This window comes from Qipengyuania sp. Mu-71 (assembly GCF_036867055.1).
Classification (GTDB): Bacteria; Pseudomonadota; Alphaproteobacteria; order Sphingomonadales; family Sphingomonadaceae; genus Qipengyuania; species Qipengyuania profunda.
In genome coordinates this window covers 649,386-667,171 of record NZ_JBAJHR010000001.1, presented here as the reverse complement: position 1 = coordinate 667,171, position 17,786 = coordinate 649,386, and the positions used below count along the sequence as shown (strand labels likewise).

19 protein-coding genes are annotated in these 17,786 nt (G+C 66.3%); 7 read left to right on the top strand and 12 right to left on the bottom strand.

What is annotated here, in order from left to right; all coding sequences use genetic code 11:
- Positions 1-3 precede the first annotated feature (3 nt).
- Both V6B15_RS03320 and glmU read right to left on the bottom strand, forming a co-directional pair.
- Positions 4-609, bottom strand: coding sequence for a hypothetical protein (locus V6B15_RS03320; RefSeq protein WP_334200018.1), 606 nt, complete (start codon positions 607-609; stop codon positions 4-6).
- On the bottom strand, positions 606-1,964 hold the full coding sequence (gene glmU, locus V6B15_RS03315) for a bifunctional UDP-N-acetylglucosamine diphosphorylase/glucosamine-1-phosphate N-acetyltransferase GlmU (protein WP_334200017.1): 1,359 nt from the start codon (positions 1,962-1,964) through the stop codon (positions 606-608). Before glmU ends, V6B15_RS03320 begins: the two co-directional genes overlap by 4 nt.
- Positions 1,965-2,025: 61 nt before the next feature.
- Between glmU and V6B15_RS03310 the strand changes: the two genes are divergently transcribed.
- Together V6B15_RS03310 and V6B15_RS03305 are read left to right on the top strand one after the other, a co-directional pair.
- Positions 2,026-2,697, top strand: coding sequence for an HAD-IA family hydrolase (locus V6B15_RS03310; protein ID WP_334200016.1), 672 nt, complete (start codon positions 2,026-2,028; stop codon positions 2,695-2,697).
- Between the two features lie 116 nt (positions 2,698-2,813).
- A complete protein-coding gene (locus V6B15_RS03305) occupies positions 2,814-3,743 on the top strand; it encodes an SDR family NAD(P)-dependent oxidoreductase (RefSeq protein ID WP_334200015.1) in 930 nt (309 codons plus the stop codon).
- A gap of 69 nt (positions 3,744-3,812) precedes the next feature.
- Here V6B15_RS03305 and V6B15_RS03300 read toward each other — a convergent pair whose 3' ends face one another.
- The 4 genes from V6B15_RS03300 to V6B15_RS03285 are packed head-to-tail and all read right to left on the bottom strand — an operon-like array spanning position 3,813 to position 6,779.
- Complete coding sequence (locus V6B15_RS03300; protein WP_334200014.1) at positions 3,813-4,163, bottom strand: DUF2794 domain-containing protein; 351 nt, start codon at positions 4,161-4,163, stop codon at positions 3,813-3,815.
- Positions 4,163-4,852: a serine O-acetyltransferase EpsC gene (gene epsC / locus V6B15_RS03295; RefSeq protein WP_334200013.1), complete on the bottom strand. Its 690-nt coding sequence runs from the start codon at positions 4,850-4,852 to the stop codon at positions 4,163-4,165. Before epsC ends, V6B15_RS03300 begins: the two co-directional genes overlap by 1 nt.
- 27 nt (positions 4,853-4,879) lie before the next feature.
- Complete coding sequence (locus V6B15_RS03290; RefSeq protein WP_334200012.1) at positions 4,880-5,494, bottom strand: HdaA/DnaA family protein; 615 nt, start codon at positions 5,492-5,494, stop codon at positions 4,880-4,882.
- 10 nt (positions 5,495-5,504) lie between these two features.
- Positions 5,505-6,779 carry a heavy-metal-associated domain-containing protein gene (locus V6B15_RS03285; protein WP_334200011.1) on the bottom strand — a complete coding sequence of 425 codons (1,275 nt, stop codon included), beginning with the start codon at positions 6,777-6,779 and terminating at the stop codon, positions 5,505-5,507.
- Positions 6,780-6,848: 69 nt separating this feature from the next.
- On the opposite strand from V6B15_RS03285, the gene purM reads away from it, so the two are divergent.
- From purM to V6B15_RS03270, 3 genes are read left to right on the top strand one after another with little or no spacing between them, the layout of a single operon-like run.
- Complete coding sequence (gene purM, locus V6B15_RS03280; RefSeq protein WP_334200010.1) at positions 6,849-7,958, top strand: phosphoribosylformylglycinamidine cyclo-ligase; 1,110 nt, start codon at positions 6,849-6,851, stop codon at positions 7,956-7,958.
- A complete protein-coding gene (purN, locus tag V6B15_RS03275) occupies positions 7,951-8,916 on the top strand; it encodes a phosphoribosylglycinamide formyltransferase (RefSeq protein WP_334200009.1) in 966 nt (321 codons plus the stop codon). Before purM ends, purN begins: the two co-directional genes overlap by 8 nt.
- Before the next feature lie 5 nt (positions 8,917-8,921).
- Positions 8,922-10,118 (top strand): sulfotransferase family protein, encoded by a 1,197-nt coding sequence (locus V6B15_RS03270; protein ID WP_334200008.1) that lies wholly within the window; start codon positions 8,922-8,924, stop codon positions 10,116-10,118.
- Positions 10,119-10,124: 6 nt separating this feature from the next.
- Here the strand turns inward: V6B15_RS03270 and V6B15_RS03265 are convergent, their stop codons facing one another.
- From V6B15_RS03265 to V6B15_RS03240, 6 genes are all read right to left on the bottom strand, one after another.
- Positions 10,125-10,550, bottom strand: coding sequence for a nuclear transport factor 2 family protein (locus tag V6B15_RS03265; RefSeq protein WP_253523300.1), 426 nt, complete (start codon positions 10,548-10,550; stop codon positions 10,125-10,127).
- Positions 10,551-10,632: 82 nt separating this feature from the next.
- The gene (gene ndk, locus V6B15_RS03260; protein ID WP_253523298.1) at positions 10,633-11,055 is read right to left on the bottom strand and encodes a nucleoside-diphosphate kinase; all 423 of its coding nucleotides are present in this window, start codon (positions 11,053-11,055) and stop codon (positions 10,633-10,635) included.
- Positions 11,056-11,138: 83 nt separating this feature from the next.
- Entirely contained in the window at positions 11,139-11,669 is a 531-nt protein-coding gene (locus V6B15_RS03255; RefSeq protein ID WP_334200007.1) for a hypothetical protein, read from the bottom strand.
- Between the two features lie 34 nt (positions 11,670-11,703).
- Positions 11,704-12,153, bottom strand: a complete 450-nt coding sequence (locus tag V6B15_RS03250; protein ID WP_334200006.1) for a DNA polymerase III subunit chi — start codon at positions 12,151-12,153, stop codon at positions 11,704-11,706.
- Positions 12,150-12,341, bottom strand: coding sequence for a DUF2256 domain-containing protein (locus tag V6B15_RS03245; RefSeq protein ID WP_442969001.1), 192 nt, complete (start codon positions 12,339-12,341; stop codon positions 12,150-12,152). Before V6B15_RS03245 ends, V6B15_RS03250 begins: the two co-directional genes overlap by 4 nt.
- 8 nt (positions 12,342-12,349) lie before the next feature.
- Positions 12,350-13,810 carry a leucyl aminopeptidase gene (locus tag V6B15_RS03240; protein ID WP_334200005.1) on the bottom strand — a complete coding sequence of 487 codons (1,461 nt, stop codon included), beginning with the start codon at positions 13,808-13,810 and terminating at the stop codon, positions 12,350-12,352.
- 100 nt (positions 13,811-13,910) lie between these two features.
- On the opposite strand from V6B15_RS03240, the gene V6B15_RS03235 reads away from it, so the two are divergent.
- Both V6B15_RS03235 and V6B15_RS03230 read left to right on the top strand, forming a co-directional pair.
- Positions 13,911-16,307: an LPS-assembly protein LptD gene (locus tag V6B15_RS03235; protein ID WP_334200004.1), complete on the top strand. Its 2,397-nt coding sequence runs from the start codon at positions 13,911-13,913 to the stop codon at positions 16,305-16,307.
- Positions 16,308-16,437: 130 nt separating this feature from the next.
- Entirely contained in the window at positions 16,438-17,784 is a 1,347-nt protein-coding gene (locus V6B15_RS03230; RefSeq protein ID WP_253523284.1) for a peptidylprolyl isomerase, read from the top strand.
- Positions 17,785-17,786 lie beyond the last annotated feature (2 nt).

The window sequence follows — 17,786 nt, the reverse complement described above, 5'->3', positions numbered from 1 at the left end:
CAGCTATCGGGTTCGGCGGTCGGCGCGGTCGGTCTCCCAGCTGAACAGCTCGTCCGAGCGCGGGAAATGGGCTTCGGCCAGATCGTAGTCGATCGATACGGTATCCGCATCGTCGCAGAGCTGGAGGCCGATCACCTTCTCGCCGTCGAGCACCATCACGCCGTCACTGATCGCGGGGTTGTTCGGCTCTCCGGCGGCGAAATTGGTCCGGACCATGCGGCTGAAGACGATGTAGCGCGTGGCGCCGCTGGCAAAGGCAATCTGCGCCTCGCCCCCGCCCGAATAGGGTACGCTCGCCCAGCGGCCGCCGCGCAGGACGAGTTCGGGGACGCTTTCGCCAAAGCGGTATTCGGCGTCCCGCTCGCCCGTGCCGCAAATCGCGATCCGCTTGCCGCTGGCGACCTTGCAGGAAAAGATCCGCTCTTCCTCGGGCGCGCATCCGACCGTCTTGCCAAGCGGACTGGTGGGAGCTGGTGCCGCGACAGGCGATAGCGCGGCCGCCGGGGCCACCACCGGCTTGCCGCGCTCCCGCGCCGGTCCAGCCTCGTTTTCCGCGGTCCCGCCCCCACAGGACGCGAGGAGCAAGGTGAAGACTGGCAGCGCTCTCACTTCTTTGCCGCCGCCTTCTTCTTTTTCATCGCGTCGTGGAAGCGGTCCGCCCAGCCGGGTTTGACCACCTGTTCGCCGCGCACCATGCGCAGATCGCCGTCGCCGACATCGCGGCTGACCGCGCTTCCCGCCGCCACGATCGCATCGGCCCCGATCCGCACCGGCGCGATCAGCGCGCTGTTCGATCCGATAAAGGCGCGGTCGCCGATCACCGTCCTGTGCTTGAAATAGCCATCGTAATTGCAGGTAATCGTGCCCGCGCCGATATTGGCGCCCGCGCCGACCTCGGCATCGCCGAGATAGGTCAGGTGGCTGGCCTTGGCCCCCTCGCCCAGCGTGGCCTGCTTCATCTCGACGAAATTGCCGACGAAGCTGTCCTTTTCCATCACCGCGCCGGGGCGCAGGCGGGCATAGGGACCGACTGAGCACCCCTCGCCCACACGCGCGCCCTCGAGATGGCTGAAAGCGCGGATCCGCGCACCGCGGGCGACGGTGACGCCAGGGCCGAACACGACATGCGGCTCCACCGTCACATCGGGCGCGAGCACGGTGTCCCAGCTGAAGAACACCGTTTCGGGTGCAGTCAGCGTGACGCCGTCGGTCATCGCTTCCTCGCGTTTCAGCTCCTGCCATTGCGCCTCGGCGCGGGCGAGTTCGGCGCGGCTGTTGATCCCGGCGACCTCGCCCGCATCGGTCTCCACCACCTTGACCGTATCGCCGCGCGCAATCGCACCGGTGGCGACATCGGGAAGGTAGTATTCGCCTTGCGAATTGTCATTGCCGACCGCGTCGAGCAGCGGCCACATATCGTCCGAATGCGCCACGATCAGACCCGAGTTGCACAGGTCGCAGGCGCGTTCGTCCGCACTCGCATCCTTGAATTCGACCATTCTGGAAACCGTGCCATCGGCATCGGCGATGATGCGGCCATAGGCGAGCGGATCGGCCGGACGGAAGCCCAGCACCGCAACCTTCGCGCCATCGTCGAGCGCCGCGATGAGCCGCTGTACCGTCTCGCCGCGAACCATGGGGCAATCGCCGAAGCACACGAGGATATGGCCGGAAAAGCCTTCGAGCGCTTCACGCGCCTGCAGCGCGGCGTGGGCAGTACCGAGCTGCGGCTCCTGCAATGCAGTGGCAACGTCGCGCCCTTCCAGCGCGGCGTCGAGTTGCTCGCGCTTGTCGCCGACCACCACGACAGTGCGCTTGAGATCGAGCTGGGCAAAGCTGTCGAGCAGGTGGAGCAGCATCGGCCGCCCCGCGATTGGATGCAGGACCTTATGCAGGTCGCTTTTCATGCGGGTTCCCTTGCCTGCAGCAAGGATGACGGCGGCGAATTCGCGGGAAGTGTTCATGGCGCCGAGCCTTGCCACCAATCGCTTGCAGTTTGAAGAACCTTCCGCCACCGCCGCTGCCATGACCGACCTGCCCTTCGCCATCATCGGTTTCGATCTCGACGGAACCTTGCTCGAAACCCACCGCGACCTTGGCGCGGCGGTCAATCACGCGCTCGACCTCGGCGGCTTCGCCCCGGTTCCGGCGGACCACGCCAGCGACCTGATCGGCGGCGGCGCGAAGATCATGCTGCAGCGCGCGGTGGACGAACAGGGCGGCCTGCCCGAGGATGAATTCCGCAGGCTCTACAAGGCGATGCTGGCCTATTATGCGGACAACAACGCGGTCCACACGCAGCCCTATCCGTATGCCCGCGAAACGCTTGCCCTGCTGCGTGAGCGCGACATCGCGATGGTGGTGGTAACCAACAAGTTCGAAAGCTTCGCGCGGCAGATCCTCGCTGCGCTCGACCTCGCCGACCATTTCGTCGCGATCATCGGCGGCGATACCATGGACAAGGGCAAGGCCAAGCCCGCGCCGGACCCGATCTTCGAAGCGCAGCGGCGCGGCGGCGGCGGCAGCCTCGCCTTTGTCGGCGATAGCTCGTATGACATCGCCGCAGCGCGCGCGGCCCGCGTACCCGTGATCGGCGCGCGCTATGGGTATTGCGACAAACCGCGCGGCGAGCTGGGCGCCGATGCGGAGATCGAGTCGCTGGCGGAACTGGTTCCGGCGCTGGCCAGGCTGGGTTGAGCATCCCGCCGCTACGGAACGGCGGCCCGCCATACCCGGTGTTGCAAGTGCGAAGCGAACATGCCACCCACGCGCCCAATTAACCTTTACGTAAACGACAAAGCAGGAGCAGCTCGATGAGCATCGATTTCAAGGACAAGGTAGCCATCGTAACCGGCGCAGGCGGCGGTCTGGGCCGCGAATATGCGCTCGAACTCGGCCGCCGCGGGGCCAAGGTCGTGGTCAACGATCTCGGTGGATCGCGCGACGGCACCGGCCATTCGGACATGGCGCTGCAGGTGGTCGAGGAAATCGAAAAGGCCGGCGGCGAAGCCGTGTCGAACGGCGGTTCGGTCACCGAATTCGAGCAGATGGAAAAGATGGTCGCCGACGCCAAGCAGAAGTGGGGCGGCGTCCACGTCGTCATCAACAATGCCGGCGTGCTGCGCGACAAGACCTTCGCCAAGATGACGATGGACGACTTCGAATTCGTCGTCGACGTCCACCTCAACGGTTCGGCCAACGTCAGCAAGGCCGTGTGGGAAACCATGCGCGAGCAGGCCTATGGCCGCATCCTGATGACCGCCAGCTCGACCGGCCTGTTCGGCAATTTCGGCCAGGCCAATTACGGCGCGGCCAAGCTCGGCCTTGCCGGCCTGACCAAGACGCTCCAGCTCGAAGGCGCGAAGTACAACATCAAGGTCAACACGATCAGCCCGGTGGCGGGCACGCGGATGACCGAAGACCTGTTCCCCGAAGAAGCCTTCAAGCTGTTCGACCCGGTCAATGTGGTCCCGGCCGCGCTGTTCCTGGTCAGCGAAGATGCGCCGACCAACGCGATCGTCGGCGCGGGTGCGGGCGGCTTCCATAGCGCCTGGACCGTGATGAACGATGCAGTCTGGCTGAAGGATGAAGACCGCACGGTCGAAGGCTTCGCCGCCAATTGGGACAAGATCAGCGAGTTCTCGAACCTCAAGGCCCCGCAGTCGGGCAGCGAGCAGTCGGGCGCGATCCTGACCGCGATGCAGAAGGTTACCGGCACCGGCCCGGGCAGCGCGCGCGGCTGATCCGCAGCACTGGTCACGCAAAAAGGGGCTTGCGCTGCGGCGCGGGCCCCTTTTTCATATCGGCTGCGCTTAGCTGTCGATCGCCTTGAGCAAGCGCCGCTCCATCGGCGCGATCACGCCGGGGAGTTCGTGGCCGCGCTTGAGCACCTGGCCGTGTTCGCCGACCAGTGTCCACATGCCCTGCTTGTTGCGCAGCTCGGGGCGTTTCTCGATCCGCGCCTGCGGGCGTTCGGCGGCGCGGCGGAAAGCGGCGAAAACCGCGACGTCGCGCGTGAAATCCATCGCATAATCGCGCCATTGCCCGGCTGCGACCATGCGCCCGTAAAGGTCGAGGATGCGGGTCAGTTCCTCGCGGGTAAAGCCGATCTGCTGAGGCTTCCGCCCGGGAAACGCGACCACCGTGTCGCCAAGGAAGTTCATCAATCCTCGGTACCGCTGCGGCGGGCGGGCTCGGCTTCGGCACGCAGCGCGTCGATTTCGGCGCGCAGCGACTTCATCTCGGTCTCGAGCTTCTCGATGCAATCGCGGCTCGGCTCGCACGGATCGTCGCAGGGCGTGCCATAGGGGATGAATTCCTTCACCCATTCCTCGGCCGGCACGAGCGTACTGCGCGCCTTGAGGCCGATCATCGTGGCGCCTTCGGGCACTTCGTCGGTAACCACCGCGTTGGCGCCGATCCGCGCACGGCGACCCACCGTGATCGGGCCGATCACCTGCGCGCCCGACCCGATGATCACCTCGTCCGAAATCGTCGGGTGACGCTTGCCGCCCTTGCCGTTCGTCGGATTGGTCCCGCCCAGCGTAACACATTGGTAGATAGTGACATTGTCGCCGATTTCGGCGGTTTCGCCGATCACCGAGAAACCGTGATCGATAAACAAATGCTTACCGATGGTCGCGCCCGGATGAATGTCGATCGCGGTAACCATCCGGCTCCAGTGATTGACCAGCCGGGCGAGGAAAAACAGCTCGGCTTCGAACAGCCAATGCGCGACGCGGTGGTAGAATACCGCCCAGACGCCGGGATAGGTGAGCACTTCCCAACGACTGCGAGGGGCAGGATCGCGTGCCTTCACGCTGTCGAGATAGGCGACAAGCCGTTCGAACATGGACACTATTCTCCCACCGGGTGGCGATTAAAGCAAGCGGCCCTGGTCCGGCCCCTGCACCGCCTCCAACGCGTCACGCCATACAGATAGGGTTGCCGGAACCTGCCGTTCAAGGCTCAGCCGGTCGATTTCGGCGACGATTTTCTCTATCGCCGCGTAGCTGCGCTCCATTCGCGGGACCAGATAGGCGGGTGCGCCTTCCCCCAGCGCGAGCCCCCGCTGCGCGGCATGCGAGAGCATCAGGTCGCGCGCCATATCGTCGTCGGGCGGGCCGATTTCGAGCTGTAGCGCGGCGCCCATCCGGCTGCGCAGGTCGGGCAGCGCGATCTCCCAGTTCTCGCCATCGACCACCAGCAACAGCGGCAAGCTGTCTTCCTGCGCGCGGTTCCAGCGGTGGAATATCTCGGTCTCGGCGAGCGCCTGCACGCCGTCGATCACGCCCCCAGAATGATGCGCCGCGAACCAGCGCGCGAAGAGCGATTTGCCCGACCGGGGCGGCCCATGGAGGATCGCGGTGCGAAACGGCCAGTTGGCGGGCGTGCCTAGCGCTTCGGCAACCGCGCGGTTGCCCGATCCGATCACGATCAAGGACGGCTCGCCCGCACCGGCGGGAATCAACGGGAGAGCGATCTGCGACGTCACCGCGCGCGGCTCAGCGGCTGATGGCGAGCGCGTTGCTGCCCTGGCGAACGGTAAAGCCGCGCGCGCGCAGCGCTTCGGCCAATTGCGTGATCGACCCGGCATAGCTCACCGTCATCACCGAAGTCCCGCCGATCGCCGTGCTGCGAATGCCCGTGCTGCGGACCCCCGGCGTGCCGCGTACGGCGGATACCGCGCCATCGAAGGCGCCGGCATCGGGAGTGGCCACCTGCACGGTGTAGAGCGCGACCGAACCTTCGGGCGGCGGCGTCTGGATCGGGGCGGCAGTGATCGCGTCGCCGCTTTCGGTGGTCGGCTGCGAGGCGGCGGCAGCCGCGGCCTGGTCGCGCGCGCGCATCGCCCGGCCCAGTTCGAGCAGGCGCTGGAGCGCGGGGTCGAGTTCGGGCGTGCCGATATCGAGTGTGGGATCGGGCCGCAGCTTGCCATCGGCCAGCGCCAGTTCGAAAATGCGGTCGAAACGCACTACTGCGCGTTCGAGCATGGCGGGCAGTTCGGCCGGCGAAGCGGCGGTCATGTCGAACCCGTCGAGATATTGATTGTCGGGGCCGAACCGCGCGGTGAAGGTGCCTTCGACCGGACCGCCGGGATAGGTGTAGCGCAGGTTCGCGATTGGCACGAGGACATCGGCCGCGCCGAACTGGTCGAGCGCATTGCGCCACCAGGTACGGCTGCGGCGACCGGTCTGGCCATAGGTCAGCAGCAGCGAATCGCCGCCCGCGCCCGCCGGGCGGACATAGTCGATCCGGCTCTGCCCTGCCTGGTATTCGGCCCAGGCGCGCTGCCACGGGTTGCGCCGTTCATAGACCATCTGCGTGCCCGCAGAGACCGTCACCGGGAGCAGCAGCATGGGCGCCGAGCGCCGCGCTTCGCCTTCGGAACCGAGATAGCGCGAGGCGCGCTGGCGATCGAACACCACGCCAAGCGTGGCGATATAGCGCTTCGGCCCCAGCTGTTCGCGCTCGATGACGATGGCGGACACGAGGCCCGCGATCTGCGAATCGCTCAATTGCGGCCCGTCGAGTCGCTCCCACGCTGTGCGCTGCGCCTCTTCCCAGGCCTGCGCGCGTGCGGCCGAACCGCTGTCGGCGCGGACATCGACCTCGATCCCCGAGACCTGGATGTCGCTGCTCGAGGCGACCGGGGCGATCCCGCGTTCGCCGCCGACCTGCGCCCACACCGCCACACCCAGCACGCATAGCGCGGCCACGACCAGCACCAGGATGGCAGAGCGGCGCAGGGCGGGTTGGAGGGGGAAGGTTTGGCTCATGGGGAAAACAGGGCGCCTTTTGCCGAAAGGATTATGGAAATCCAAGCGCGAATGCGTAAGGCGGGTGGGATGAGTGACGAACCGCGCAGCAACAGGCCTTCCTACACCTACGAACAGGCGGGTGTTTCGATCGAAGCGGGCAATGCGCTCGTCAAGGCGATCGGCCCGCTGGTGAAGGCGACGCTGCGCCCGGGGGCCGATGGCGAAATCGGTGGTTTCGGCGGGTTTTTCGACCCCAAGGCGGCGGGCTACAAGGACCCGCTGCTGGTCGCGGGCAACGATGGCGTGGGCACCAAGCTCAAGTTGGCCATCGATAGCGACCGCCATGACACGGTGGGCGTCGATCTGGTCGCCATGTGCGTGAACGACCTGATCGTCCAGGGCGCCGAACCGCTGTTCTTCCTCGATTATTTTGCCACCGGCAAGCTGGAGAACGGCGTCGCCGAGCGCGTGATCGCGGGCATTGCCGAGGGCTGCAAACAGGCTGGCTGCGCGCTGATCGGCGGCGAAACCGCCGAAATGCCGGGCATGTATGCCGCGGGCGACTACGACCTCGCGGGCTTTTGCGTCGGCGCGGTCGAACGCGGCGAACAATTGACCGGCGAGCGGGTCGCGCCGGGGCATGTGCTGCTCGGCCTTGCCAGTTCGGGTGTCCATTCGAACGGCTATTCGCTCGTGCGCCGACTGGCTGCCGACAAGGGCTGGAAGCTCGACCGTCCGGCGGTGTTCGACCGCGACCGGCTGCTGATCGACGCGCTGATCGAGCCGACGCGAATCTATGTAGAGAGCCTGCTGCCGCTGGTCCGCGACGGGCTGGTGGACGCATTGGCGCATATCACCGGCGGCGGCCTGCTCGAAAATATCCCGCGCGTACTGCCCGCAGGCGCGCATGCCGAGGTCGATGCCGATGGCTGGGAACAGCCGGGATTGATGGCGTTCCTGCAGGCGCAGGGGAATATCGAACCTGCCGAAATGGCGCGGACTTTCAATTGCGGCGTCGGCATGGTGCTCGCGGTCGAGCCTGCTCATGCCGAAGTGGTCCGCAGCCGGCTGGAAGATGCGGGCGAGACGGTCCTCGCGGTGGGCCGGATCGACGCGGGCGACAAGGGCTGCACCGTGCGCGGGCCGGCCGGGACCTGGGCCGCGCGCGAGGACTGGTCGGCGACGCATAATGCCTGACAGGGCCAGGGTCGCGGTCTTCGTGTCCGGCAAGGGCACCAATATGGCCGCGCTGCTCTATGCCAGCCGCCTGCCCCATGCTGCCTATGAGATCGTGCTGGTCGCGGCCAACGATCCGCAGGCCGAGGGGCTGCAACTGGCCGCCGCCGAGGGCGTGGCGACCTTCGCGCTTTCGCACCGGGGCATGGCACGCGAAGACCATGACGCGGCAATGGAACAGGCGGCGCGCGATGCCGGGGCGGACTTTATCGTGCTGGCGGGATATATGCGGATCCTGACGCCCGGTTTCGTCGCGCGGTGGGAGGGACGCATGCTCAACATCCATCCCTCGCTGCTGCCCAAATATCCCGGTCTCGACACGCATGCCAAGGCCATCGCGGCAGGCGATAGTCACGCCGGGGCAAGCGTCCATCTGGTGACAGACGAGCTCGATGCCGGCGAGCTGCTTGGGCAGCTGGCGGTGGCAATCTGGCCGGGCGATACGCCCGAAAAGCTCGCCAACCGCGTGCGCGTGGCCGAACACCAGCTCTATCCCCAAGTGCTCGGCGAGTACGTTTCGCGCGGGAATGATCCGCAATGGCTGCTCGAGCGCGTGCGCGAACGCGCGCTGGCGCTGCCACAAACGCATGAGCGCGAGAGCCATGGTACGCGCGGTTTCCGTGTGGGGACGGAGAAATCGGGCAAGTTCTTCGCCTATTTCTCCGACCAGCATCACGGCACGCCGCATATCTCGCTGCTGGTCAAATGCTCGGGTCTGGACGAGCTGGAGAATTTGGTCGAGGCGCAGCCGCAGGCCTATCACAAACCCGCCTATTACGGCGCGAGCGGGTGGATCGGCGTGATCCTCAACCGCCCGGGAGTTGATTGGGACACTATCGCCGACTGGTTGCAGCGCAGCTGGCGCGCGGTCGCGCCGAAGAACGCCGTCCGCCTGATCGACGCGGCGGACGAGTTCTAGCTGCGGTGGGCATCCCCAACCGCCCGCATCCGCTGGCCCGCGCGAAAGCGGCCGTCTGGGCTGGGCGCGCGGTGCAGGCGCTGTGGGACCGGGGTCTGACCCCCAAACCGCCGCTGGAGCCCGCATTCCTGTGGGAGGTCGGCAGCCGCGGCTTCGATCCGCAGGACGAAACTTCGCTGCGCAGCAAGGCAGAGGTCGAGGATTTCCGCGCGCGGCTGGACCAGCTGTGTGCGAGCCTGCGCGAGGACGCCGCGCTCAATGCGATGGGCCATGCGATGGCCTATGGCCAGCTGACCTCGGCCATTCGCAAGCGGCATGCGCTGGGGCAGGCTTGGCGCGAGACGCCGCAACTGGCGCAGACCGCCATCGCGCCGCCGATCATCGTGGTCGGCCAGATGCGCGCGGGCACCACCCGGATGCACCGCCTGCTGGCGGCCGATCCGCGGCATGCGGGTACGCGGTTCTGCAACAGCCACAATCCGGTGCCGGTTTCGCCCGACTGGCGTCCGCTGAAGGCGGGCGCGGCGCTGGCGATCGCGCGGCGTATCAATCCCTGGCTCGACGCGCTGCACCCCTTCGGGGCGACGCGGGTCGACGAGGAAATCGGCTGGCTGGCGGGCGCGCTGTCACCCGCGACCTTCGAAGCGCAGTGGCATATCCCCGGGTTCGTCGGCTGGAGCGAGACGCGCGATCCCGCGCCCGTCTATGCCGAGTTCGCGCGGGTCCTGCGCACCGACGCAGCGACGATGGGCGATGCGGACCGGCCGCGGGTGCTCAAATGCCCGCAATTCTCGGAGGACCTGCCCGCGCTGCTGGCGCAATTCCCCGATGCGCGGCTGGTCGTGACCCGGCGCGACAGCGCGGAGGTGCTCGACAGCTCGGTATCGCTCGTCGCCAGCCAGATGGCGGTGCAGTCCGATCATGGTGATCTGGCGGGGATCGAGCGCGAATGGCAGCGCAAGCTGCGCCTGCGCGAACAGCGGCTGGAGACGGCGCTGGCCGAATTCCGGGGCCCGGTCGCATGGGTCGATTTCGAGCGGCTCAATGCCGATTGGCCGGGCGAGATCGCCCAGACCTATGCCGCGCTCGACCTGCCACTGACCGATGCCGCGCTCGCGGCGATGCACCGCGAACAGAGCCGCGCAGAGCACGGAAGCCACACCGCGCACAAGACGCAGCTCGCGCAATTCGCGGCGAGCTGAACCGGATCAGCTGGCCCGGCGCGCCTCGCGCTGGGCAGCGAACAGCGGTCCGGTCATGCGATCGGGCGGACGCGTGATCTCGACCCGCGCAATCCGCAATCCATCGAAATAGACGCGCCACATTACCGGCCCGTCGATTTCGGGCATCGAGCTGTTGATATGGCCGCGCACCAGCACTTCATCGCCCGAATGATCGAGCGTATCGATCAGTATCTGCGGACGGTCGGCCTGTTCGCGAAAGGCGCGGTCGCCGTCGATGATCGCGTCGACCCCTTCGAGCTTCAATCCATTGCCATCGACCAGCACCGCATCGGGGGTCATGACCCGGAATACCGCCTCGTAATCGAGCGAATTCAGCCCGTCGACCACGTCGTGCACGGCGGCCACGCGAGCCTTGCGAGTCAGATGTTTCTTGAACAGGAAGCGCAGCATAACGGGGACAACCCTATAATGGATTGCCCCCGCTTCAAGCATCAAAAGTTATGCCAGCGGAATTAACCGCTTAGGCAGGAATTTAGCCAACCAGTTCGGCTTCGTCGAAGAAGAAGTCGATTTCGATCTTGGCATTTTCGTCGCTGTCCGAACCGTGGACCGAATTGGCTTCGATCGATTCCGCATAGGTCTTGCGGATCGTGCCTTCGTCGGCATCGGCCGGGTTGGTGGCGCCCATCACGTCGCGGTTGCGCTTTACGGCGTCTTCGCCTTCAAGCACCTGCACGACGACCGGGCCCGAAATCATGAAGTCGACCAGCTCACCGAAGAAGGGGCGTTCCTTGTGGACCGCGTAGAAGCCTTCGGCCTGTTCACGGGTCATCTGGATGCGCTTCGAGGCGACGACGCGCAGGCCGGCTTCTTCCAGCATCTTGGTGACCGCACCGGTCAGGTTGCGGCGGGTGGCATCGGGCTTGATGATCGAAAAGGTGCGGGTAACCGCCATGGTGATTTCCTTGCGTGGATTTTTATACGGGGAGAGGAGGTCTCGCGCGCGCCCCTAGCGCTGCGCGCCCGCACGGGCAAGATTCATTCGAGGCCGCGCCCGATCGACAGCTGGGCTTCGGTGACCGCGTCCTGGCGCGTGGCGGTGAAGGAAAAACTGGTGCCGTCCGCGCCTTCGCCGCCGATCATCGTCACCGGGCCGCTTTCCAGCGAAGTGGCCACGTCGATCCCCGCCGCCTCGGCCTGGTCGCGGTAATAGGACACCATTTCCTGCGGCGTGGCGTCGCTTTCCAGATTGAGCAGCACCAGCAGCCCGTCGGCCTGTTCGACCCGGGTGTTGTTGGTGACGCTGGCGCCGGGATAGACCGCGAAACCGGCGGGCAAGGCAACCGGCACTTTCTCGCCCGAGCGCATCGTCGTGGTGGTGCCATCGCCATCGGTATGGCGCGCGCTGGTTTCGCCGGTCCGGGCATCGATATCGTAGGAGCCGCGCGGCTCGGCGCCATCACCCGCCGACGCGCCCTCGGTGTCCTCCGCATCGCCGCCACAACCGCTCAGCGCGAGCGCGGCAGCGCTGAAAGCGGCGAGGCGGGCGGCATGCGGGCTGCGGATCATACCCAATCGACCCACGAAGCGCCGAAGGGTTCCGTCAGCGCCCTTCGCGCCAGGCGCCGTTTTCGTCCTGCTTGTTGATGCGATTGTCGATTTGCTCGTCCTGCGCGAAGCGCCGCCACAGTTCGGCAGCGGCATCGCGCTGCGTGCCATCGAACAAGAGCAGCACCCGGTCGAACTCCAGCGCATCCTCGCGCCACTGGCCATCGGCGATAAGCGCCATGCGCGCGCCATTGGGCGCGGCGCAATCCGCCGACAGCAGGATCGGCTGGCGGGCCTCATGCGGTCCGCCGGCCATGCCATTGGCGAGGAAAGCCGCCCCGCCCTGTTCCCACAACAGCTTGGCGAGCTGGCCGCGTTGGCCCTCGTCCCCGCTGACCACCACCAGCCGCTCGCCCGCCTGCAGCACCTTGCGCGCAAGCTTGGCGGTGGTGACATCGACCGGATCGCGGCTGAGCTGGTAGAAATCGACGCGGGTGGCGGTCACTTCTGATCTGCCGCTTCGCTGCCTGCCGCCGGCTTGTTGCGGCGGCATTTGTCCGAGCAGTATTTCACCCCGTCCCAGTCACGCGCCCATTTCTTGCGCCAGGTGAACGGAAAGCCGCAGGTCAGGCAGGTCTTGCTGGGCAGGTCGCCCATGCGCCGCATCTTGCCACTGCCCTTGCCCTTGGCCACGACTGCCTTCAGCCCTCCAGCGTGTCGCGCACGAAGCGATCGATCAGGCGCACGCCGTATCCGGTCGCGCCCTTGCCCCAGGTGCGGCCGGGCTTGTCCGACCAGACCATGCCCGCGACATCGACATGCGCCCACGGGGTGCCATTGGAAATAAAGCGCTGGAGGAACTGCGCGGCAGTGATCGAGCCTGCGCCCTTGCCGCCGATGTTCTTCATGTCGGCGATCGGCGAATTGATCAGCTTGTCGTAGGCCGGGGCGATCGGCATCCGCCAGTTGCGGTCGCCGGTGGCTTCACCCGCGGCATGGAGGTCCTGTGCCAGCTGGTCGTCATTCGAGAAAACGCCGGCGAATTCGTTACCCAGCGCAACGATGATCGCGCCGGTCAGCGTGGCGAAGTCGATAATCCGCGCGGGCTGAAACTCTTCCTGCGTCCAGTGCAGCGCATCGGCCAGCACCAGCCGTCCTTCGGCGTCGGTGTTGAGCACTTCGATCGTCTGACCGCTCATGCTGGTGACCACGTCGCCCGGGCGCTGCGCCTTGCCGTCGGGCATGTTCTCGACGAGACCCATCGCGCCGACGACATTGACCTTGGCCTTGCGGCTGGCGAGCGCGAGCATCGCCCCCGCGACCGCACCGGCCCCGCCCATGTCCCATTTCATGTCTTCCATGCCCGGGCCCGGCTTGATCGAGATACCGCCGGTATCGAAGGTCACACCCTTGCCGACAAAGGCGGTCGGGGCTGCATCGGGCGCGCCGCCGTTCCAGCGGATCGCAAGGATGCGCGATTCGCGTTCGGACCCCAGCCCGACGCCGAGCAGCGAACCCATGCCGAGCCGTTCCATTTCGGCTTCGTCGAGCACGACCAGTTCCACGCCGGTCCCGGCGAACCGGTCCTGGCACCGCGCCACGAAGCTTTCGGGATAGAGGACGTTGGCCGGTTCGGTGATGAGCTCGCGGGTGAATTCGACGCCGGTCGCGACATGCGCCATGTCTTCCCAGGCTGCCTCGGCGCCCTCGGGCGCGCCAACCACGATGACCTTGGCGAGCGTGATCTTCTGCTCGTCCTTCATCTTGGTGCGGTAGATATCGTAGCGCCAGTTGCGCAGCCGCAGGCCGAGCAGAACGCAGGCGGCTTCCTCGCCCGACAGACCGCTATCCGACAGGTCGAGCACCAGTTCCACGGCGCCGCTCGCCTGGTATTTCGCCGTCAGCGCCGCGCCGGCCTTTTCGAGATTGGCGAGGCGCGCCTCGTCGTTCCGGTCGCCGGCGCCCGCCAGCGCCAGCCGCAGCACCTGCCCGCCGCGTTCGACGAAGCCTTCGAAGACCTGCCCGACCGTGCCCTTGAAGCGCGCGGTTTCCATGCCTTCGACCAGCGATTTTTCGAGGCCAGCGGGAACCTTGCCCTTGTCGGTGACTTGCGCAACAAGGCACACATCCTGCGGACGGGACTGGCTGAACTGAATTTGCATGCGATCTCCGGAATCTTTTTCTGGTCGGGACAGCGCGGTTCGCGCCCGTCCTGCGAGGATGGCGATTGCGATTAGGCGTGGCCGGTGCGATAGGCAAGCCATGCTCCCGCCTGCCGAGCCAACCCCGCATTCCTGCCGGGAGGCCCTCCGACCCGTGACCTTGACCGCAACCGCGCTGGCGCTGCTGGTGGCCGCGCCGCTTGCTGCGCAGGATGCCGCCGACGACGTGGGCACGGTGGTCGATCCGCAAGGCGAACCCGGTACGCCGCTGCCCGAACAGCCGGGCGTCGATACGGCCGAAGATGTCGATGCGCTGCTGACCGTGCCGGACCCCAATGCCGGTCTCGACGCCCCGCCCGCACCGACCGGCGACGATGGCATCAATGCCGCGGGCAATCGCGAAATCGCGTTCGAATCCGATATTATCGAATATGGCGCCGACAGCCAGCAGGTGACCGCCAGCGGCAATGTCGTGCTGCGCAGCGGCGACCGCTCGCTCCGCGCCGATTCGGTAACCTGGAACCAGCAGACCGGGGTGATCACCGCAAGCGGCCGGGTGCGCTTCGTCGATGAAAACGGCAACCAGCTGTTCTCCGAACGGATCGAGCTGACCGACGAATTCGAAGCCGGGGCGATGGAAAACCTGCTGCTCGCGCTGCGGCAGGGCGGCCGCCTCGCCGCCAATCGCGGAATGCGCGAAAGCGATGGCACGGTCTCGCTCGAGGAAGCCGCCTACAGCGGGTGTTCGGTCGTCACCCCCGCCGGCTGCCCGCGCGATCCGAGCTGGCGGATCACCGCGGAGCGCGTGGTCTATAATCCCGACAATCGCCGGATCGAATTTTCGGGCGCCTTCCTCGAATTGTTCGGCGCGCGCATCCTGCCGCTGCCGGGGCTGAGCATCCGCACCGATGGCGGCGCGGTATCGGGCTTCCTCGTCCCCGACCTGCGGTTTTCCGAAAGCAACGGTGTCGAGGTTTCGGGCAGCTACTACCTGCGTTTCGCCGACAATCGCGACCTCACGGTAACCACGCATGTCTATACCGATGCGGCGCCGATGGTGGCGGGTCAGTGGCGCCACCTGACCGGCAGCGGTGCCTATCAGGTCACCGGCTATGCCACCCATTCGCAGCGTATCTCGACGCTGACCGGCGTATCGAACAGCGCCGAAGAATTCCGCGGCTACATCTTCGCCAACGGCAAGTTCCAGATTGCGCCCGACTGGAGCGTGACCGGGTCGATCCGCCGCACGACCGACCGCACCTTCCTGCGCCGCTACGACCTCAGCCGCGACGATCGGCTGCGCTCGACGGTCGAGCTCGAGCGGGTCGGCAAGAACACCTATTTCTCGCTTGCCGGCTGGGCGACGCAGACGCTGCGGCTCGACCAGCCGCAGGGCGAGGTGCCGCTGGCGCTGCCCGTGCTCGATGCGCGCTGGCGCCCCGACGAACAGATTCTCGGCGGGCAGCTCGAACTGCAGGCCAACACGCTCGCGATCACCCGCGACATGGGACAGGACACGCAGCGCGCCTTTGCCCGCGCGCAGTGGGATCTGCGGCGCGTCACCGGACTGGGCCAGGTTGTCACGCTGACCGGCATGCTGCGCGGCGACGTCTATCATTCGGATGAGAACTACCTCACCAGCACCGCCAGCTATCGCGGCAATCCCGGCTGGGAATATCGCGGCGTCGCGCTGGGCGCGCTCGATGTGCAATGGCCCTTCGTCGGCGAGGCCTTCGGCGGTACGCAGGTGTTCACCCCGCGCGTGCAATTCGTCGCCACCCCGCCGATCAAGAACCTCGCCATTCCCAATGAGGACGCGCGCGCGATCGACCTGGAGGATTCAAACCTCTTCGCGCTCAACCGCTTCCCCGGCTACGACCGGGTCGAGGACGGTGCGCGGGTCACCTACGGGTTCGACTGGGCGCTGCGCATCCCCGACTGGGAGCTCAAGACCAATGTCGGGCAATCCTACCGTCTCGACAGCGACCGCGACATCCTCCCGGTGGGGACCGGCCTGTCCGAGCGGTTTTCCGATTTCGTCGGCCGGACCGAGGTTCGGTATAAGGACTTCCTGAAGTTCACCCACCGCTTCCGGTTGGACAAGGCCAATCTGGCGATCCGCCGGAACGAGATCGACGCCACCGTCGGGTCGCGCCGCACCTATGCCGAGATCGGTTACGTGCGGCTCGACCGCGACATCACGCAGGTGGAGGATTTGCAGGACCGCGAGGAATTGCGCGGCGCGGTGCGCGTGGCTTTCGCCAATTACTGGTCGGTATTCGGGTCGGGCGTATTCAACCTGACCAACCGCGAGGAGGACCCGACGCTGTCCTCCGACGGCTTCGATCCGATCCGCACGCGGCTCGGTATCGCCTATCAGGATGATTGCCTCGAACTGGGGGTGACCTGGCGGCGCGACTACATCACTTCGGGCGATGCCGAACGCGGCGATACCTTCCAATTCTATTTCAGCCTGAGAAATCTGGGCTTCCGCTAGGCTGTGCAATTGGCAGCTTGGACCAAACGCGCTATCCGGCGCGCGACTATCAGCTTGGGTTAAGCCGCAGCCCGCCAAGGCAGGCGGCATATTCAGGTATCGAGACGATGCCGCAAAACAGGTTCGACACGTGACTGCAAAGATAATTTCCCGACTGCTTTCGATCGCCGCCGCGACCGGTCTCGCCGCTGCGCCCCTTGCGGGCCAGGCCCAGCAGACCATGGCGCAGGGCGATCTGCTCGGCCTGCCCAGCGACCTCAGCATGCTGCAGGACAGCGATCCCAACCACCGCGTGGCCACGGCGGTGGTCAATGGCTTCGTGATCACCGAAACCGATATCGACCAGCGCGTCGCGCTGCTGCTTGCCGCCAACCAGCGGCCGGTCAGCGAGGAAGAGATGCTCCGCGTGCGGATGCAGGTGCTGCGCAATTTGATCGACGAAACGCTGCAGATCCAGGCCGCCATCGCGCAGGAACTCGATATTTCGCAGGCCGAGGTCGACCAGACCTATGCCCGTGTCGCCGCGCAGAATTTCGGCCAGGAGCCGGGCAAGATGGACGAGTATCTCGCCTCGATCGGCTCCGCACCCCAGGCGCTCAAGCGGCAGATTACCGGCGAACTGGCGTGGAACGCGCTGCTGCGCCGCAATATCGCGCCCTTCGTCAACGTTTCGAGCGAGGAAGTGAACGAGCTGATCGACCGGCTCGAAGCCTCGCGCGGGACCGAGGAATACCGGCTTGGCGAGATCTATCTTTCGGCGACGCCTGAGACCGAAGCCGCGGTCGAGGACAACGCCAACAAGATCGTCGAACAGCTGCGCCAGGGTGGCAGCTTCGTCGCCTATGCGCGCCAGTTCTCCGAAGCCTCGACCGCAGCGGTCGGGGGCGATCTCGGCTGGATCCAGCTTGCGCAGCTCCAGAACGCGCAGCTTGAAGCGGTTGCCGCGGAAATGAGCCCCGGCCAGCTGGTTGGCCCGATCCGCATTCCCGGCGGTTTCTCGATCCTTTACCTGATCGACAAGCGACAGGTGCTGATGGCCGATCCGCGTGATGCCGTTCTCAGCCTCAAGCAGATCCAGATCTCTTTCGATCCGGGCACCTCGCAGGCCGCCGCGCAGCAGCGCGTGGCTGCCTTCACCGAAGGTGTGCAGAACATCCGCGGCTGCGGCGATGCCGAAAATGCAGCCGCGCAATTGGGCGCGAATGTGGTCACCAACGACCAGATCCGCGTGCGCTCGCTGCCCGAGGCGTTGCAGAACATCGTCCTCCAGTTGCAGGTCGGCCAGTCGACCCCGCCCTTCGGCTCGTTCGAAGAGGGCGTGCGCGTGCTGATGCTGTGCGGCCGCGACGATCCGCAGGTGGCCGCGGGTCCGAACTTCGACCAGATCATGGGCGAGCTTGAGGACGAACGCGTCGAGAAGCGCGCGCAGCGTTACCTGCGCGATCTGCGCAACGACGCCTTCATCGAGTATAACTGACG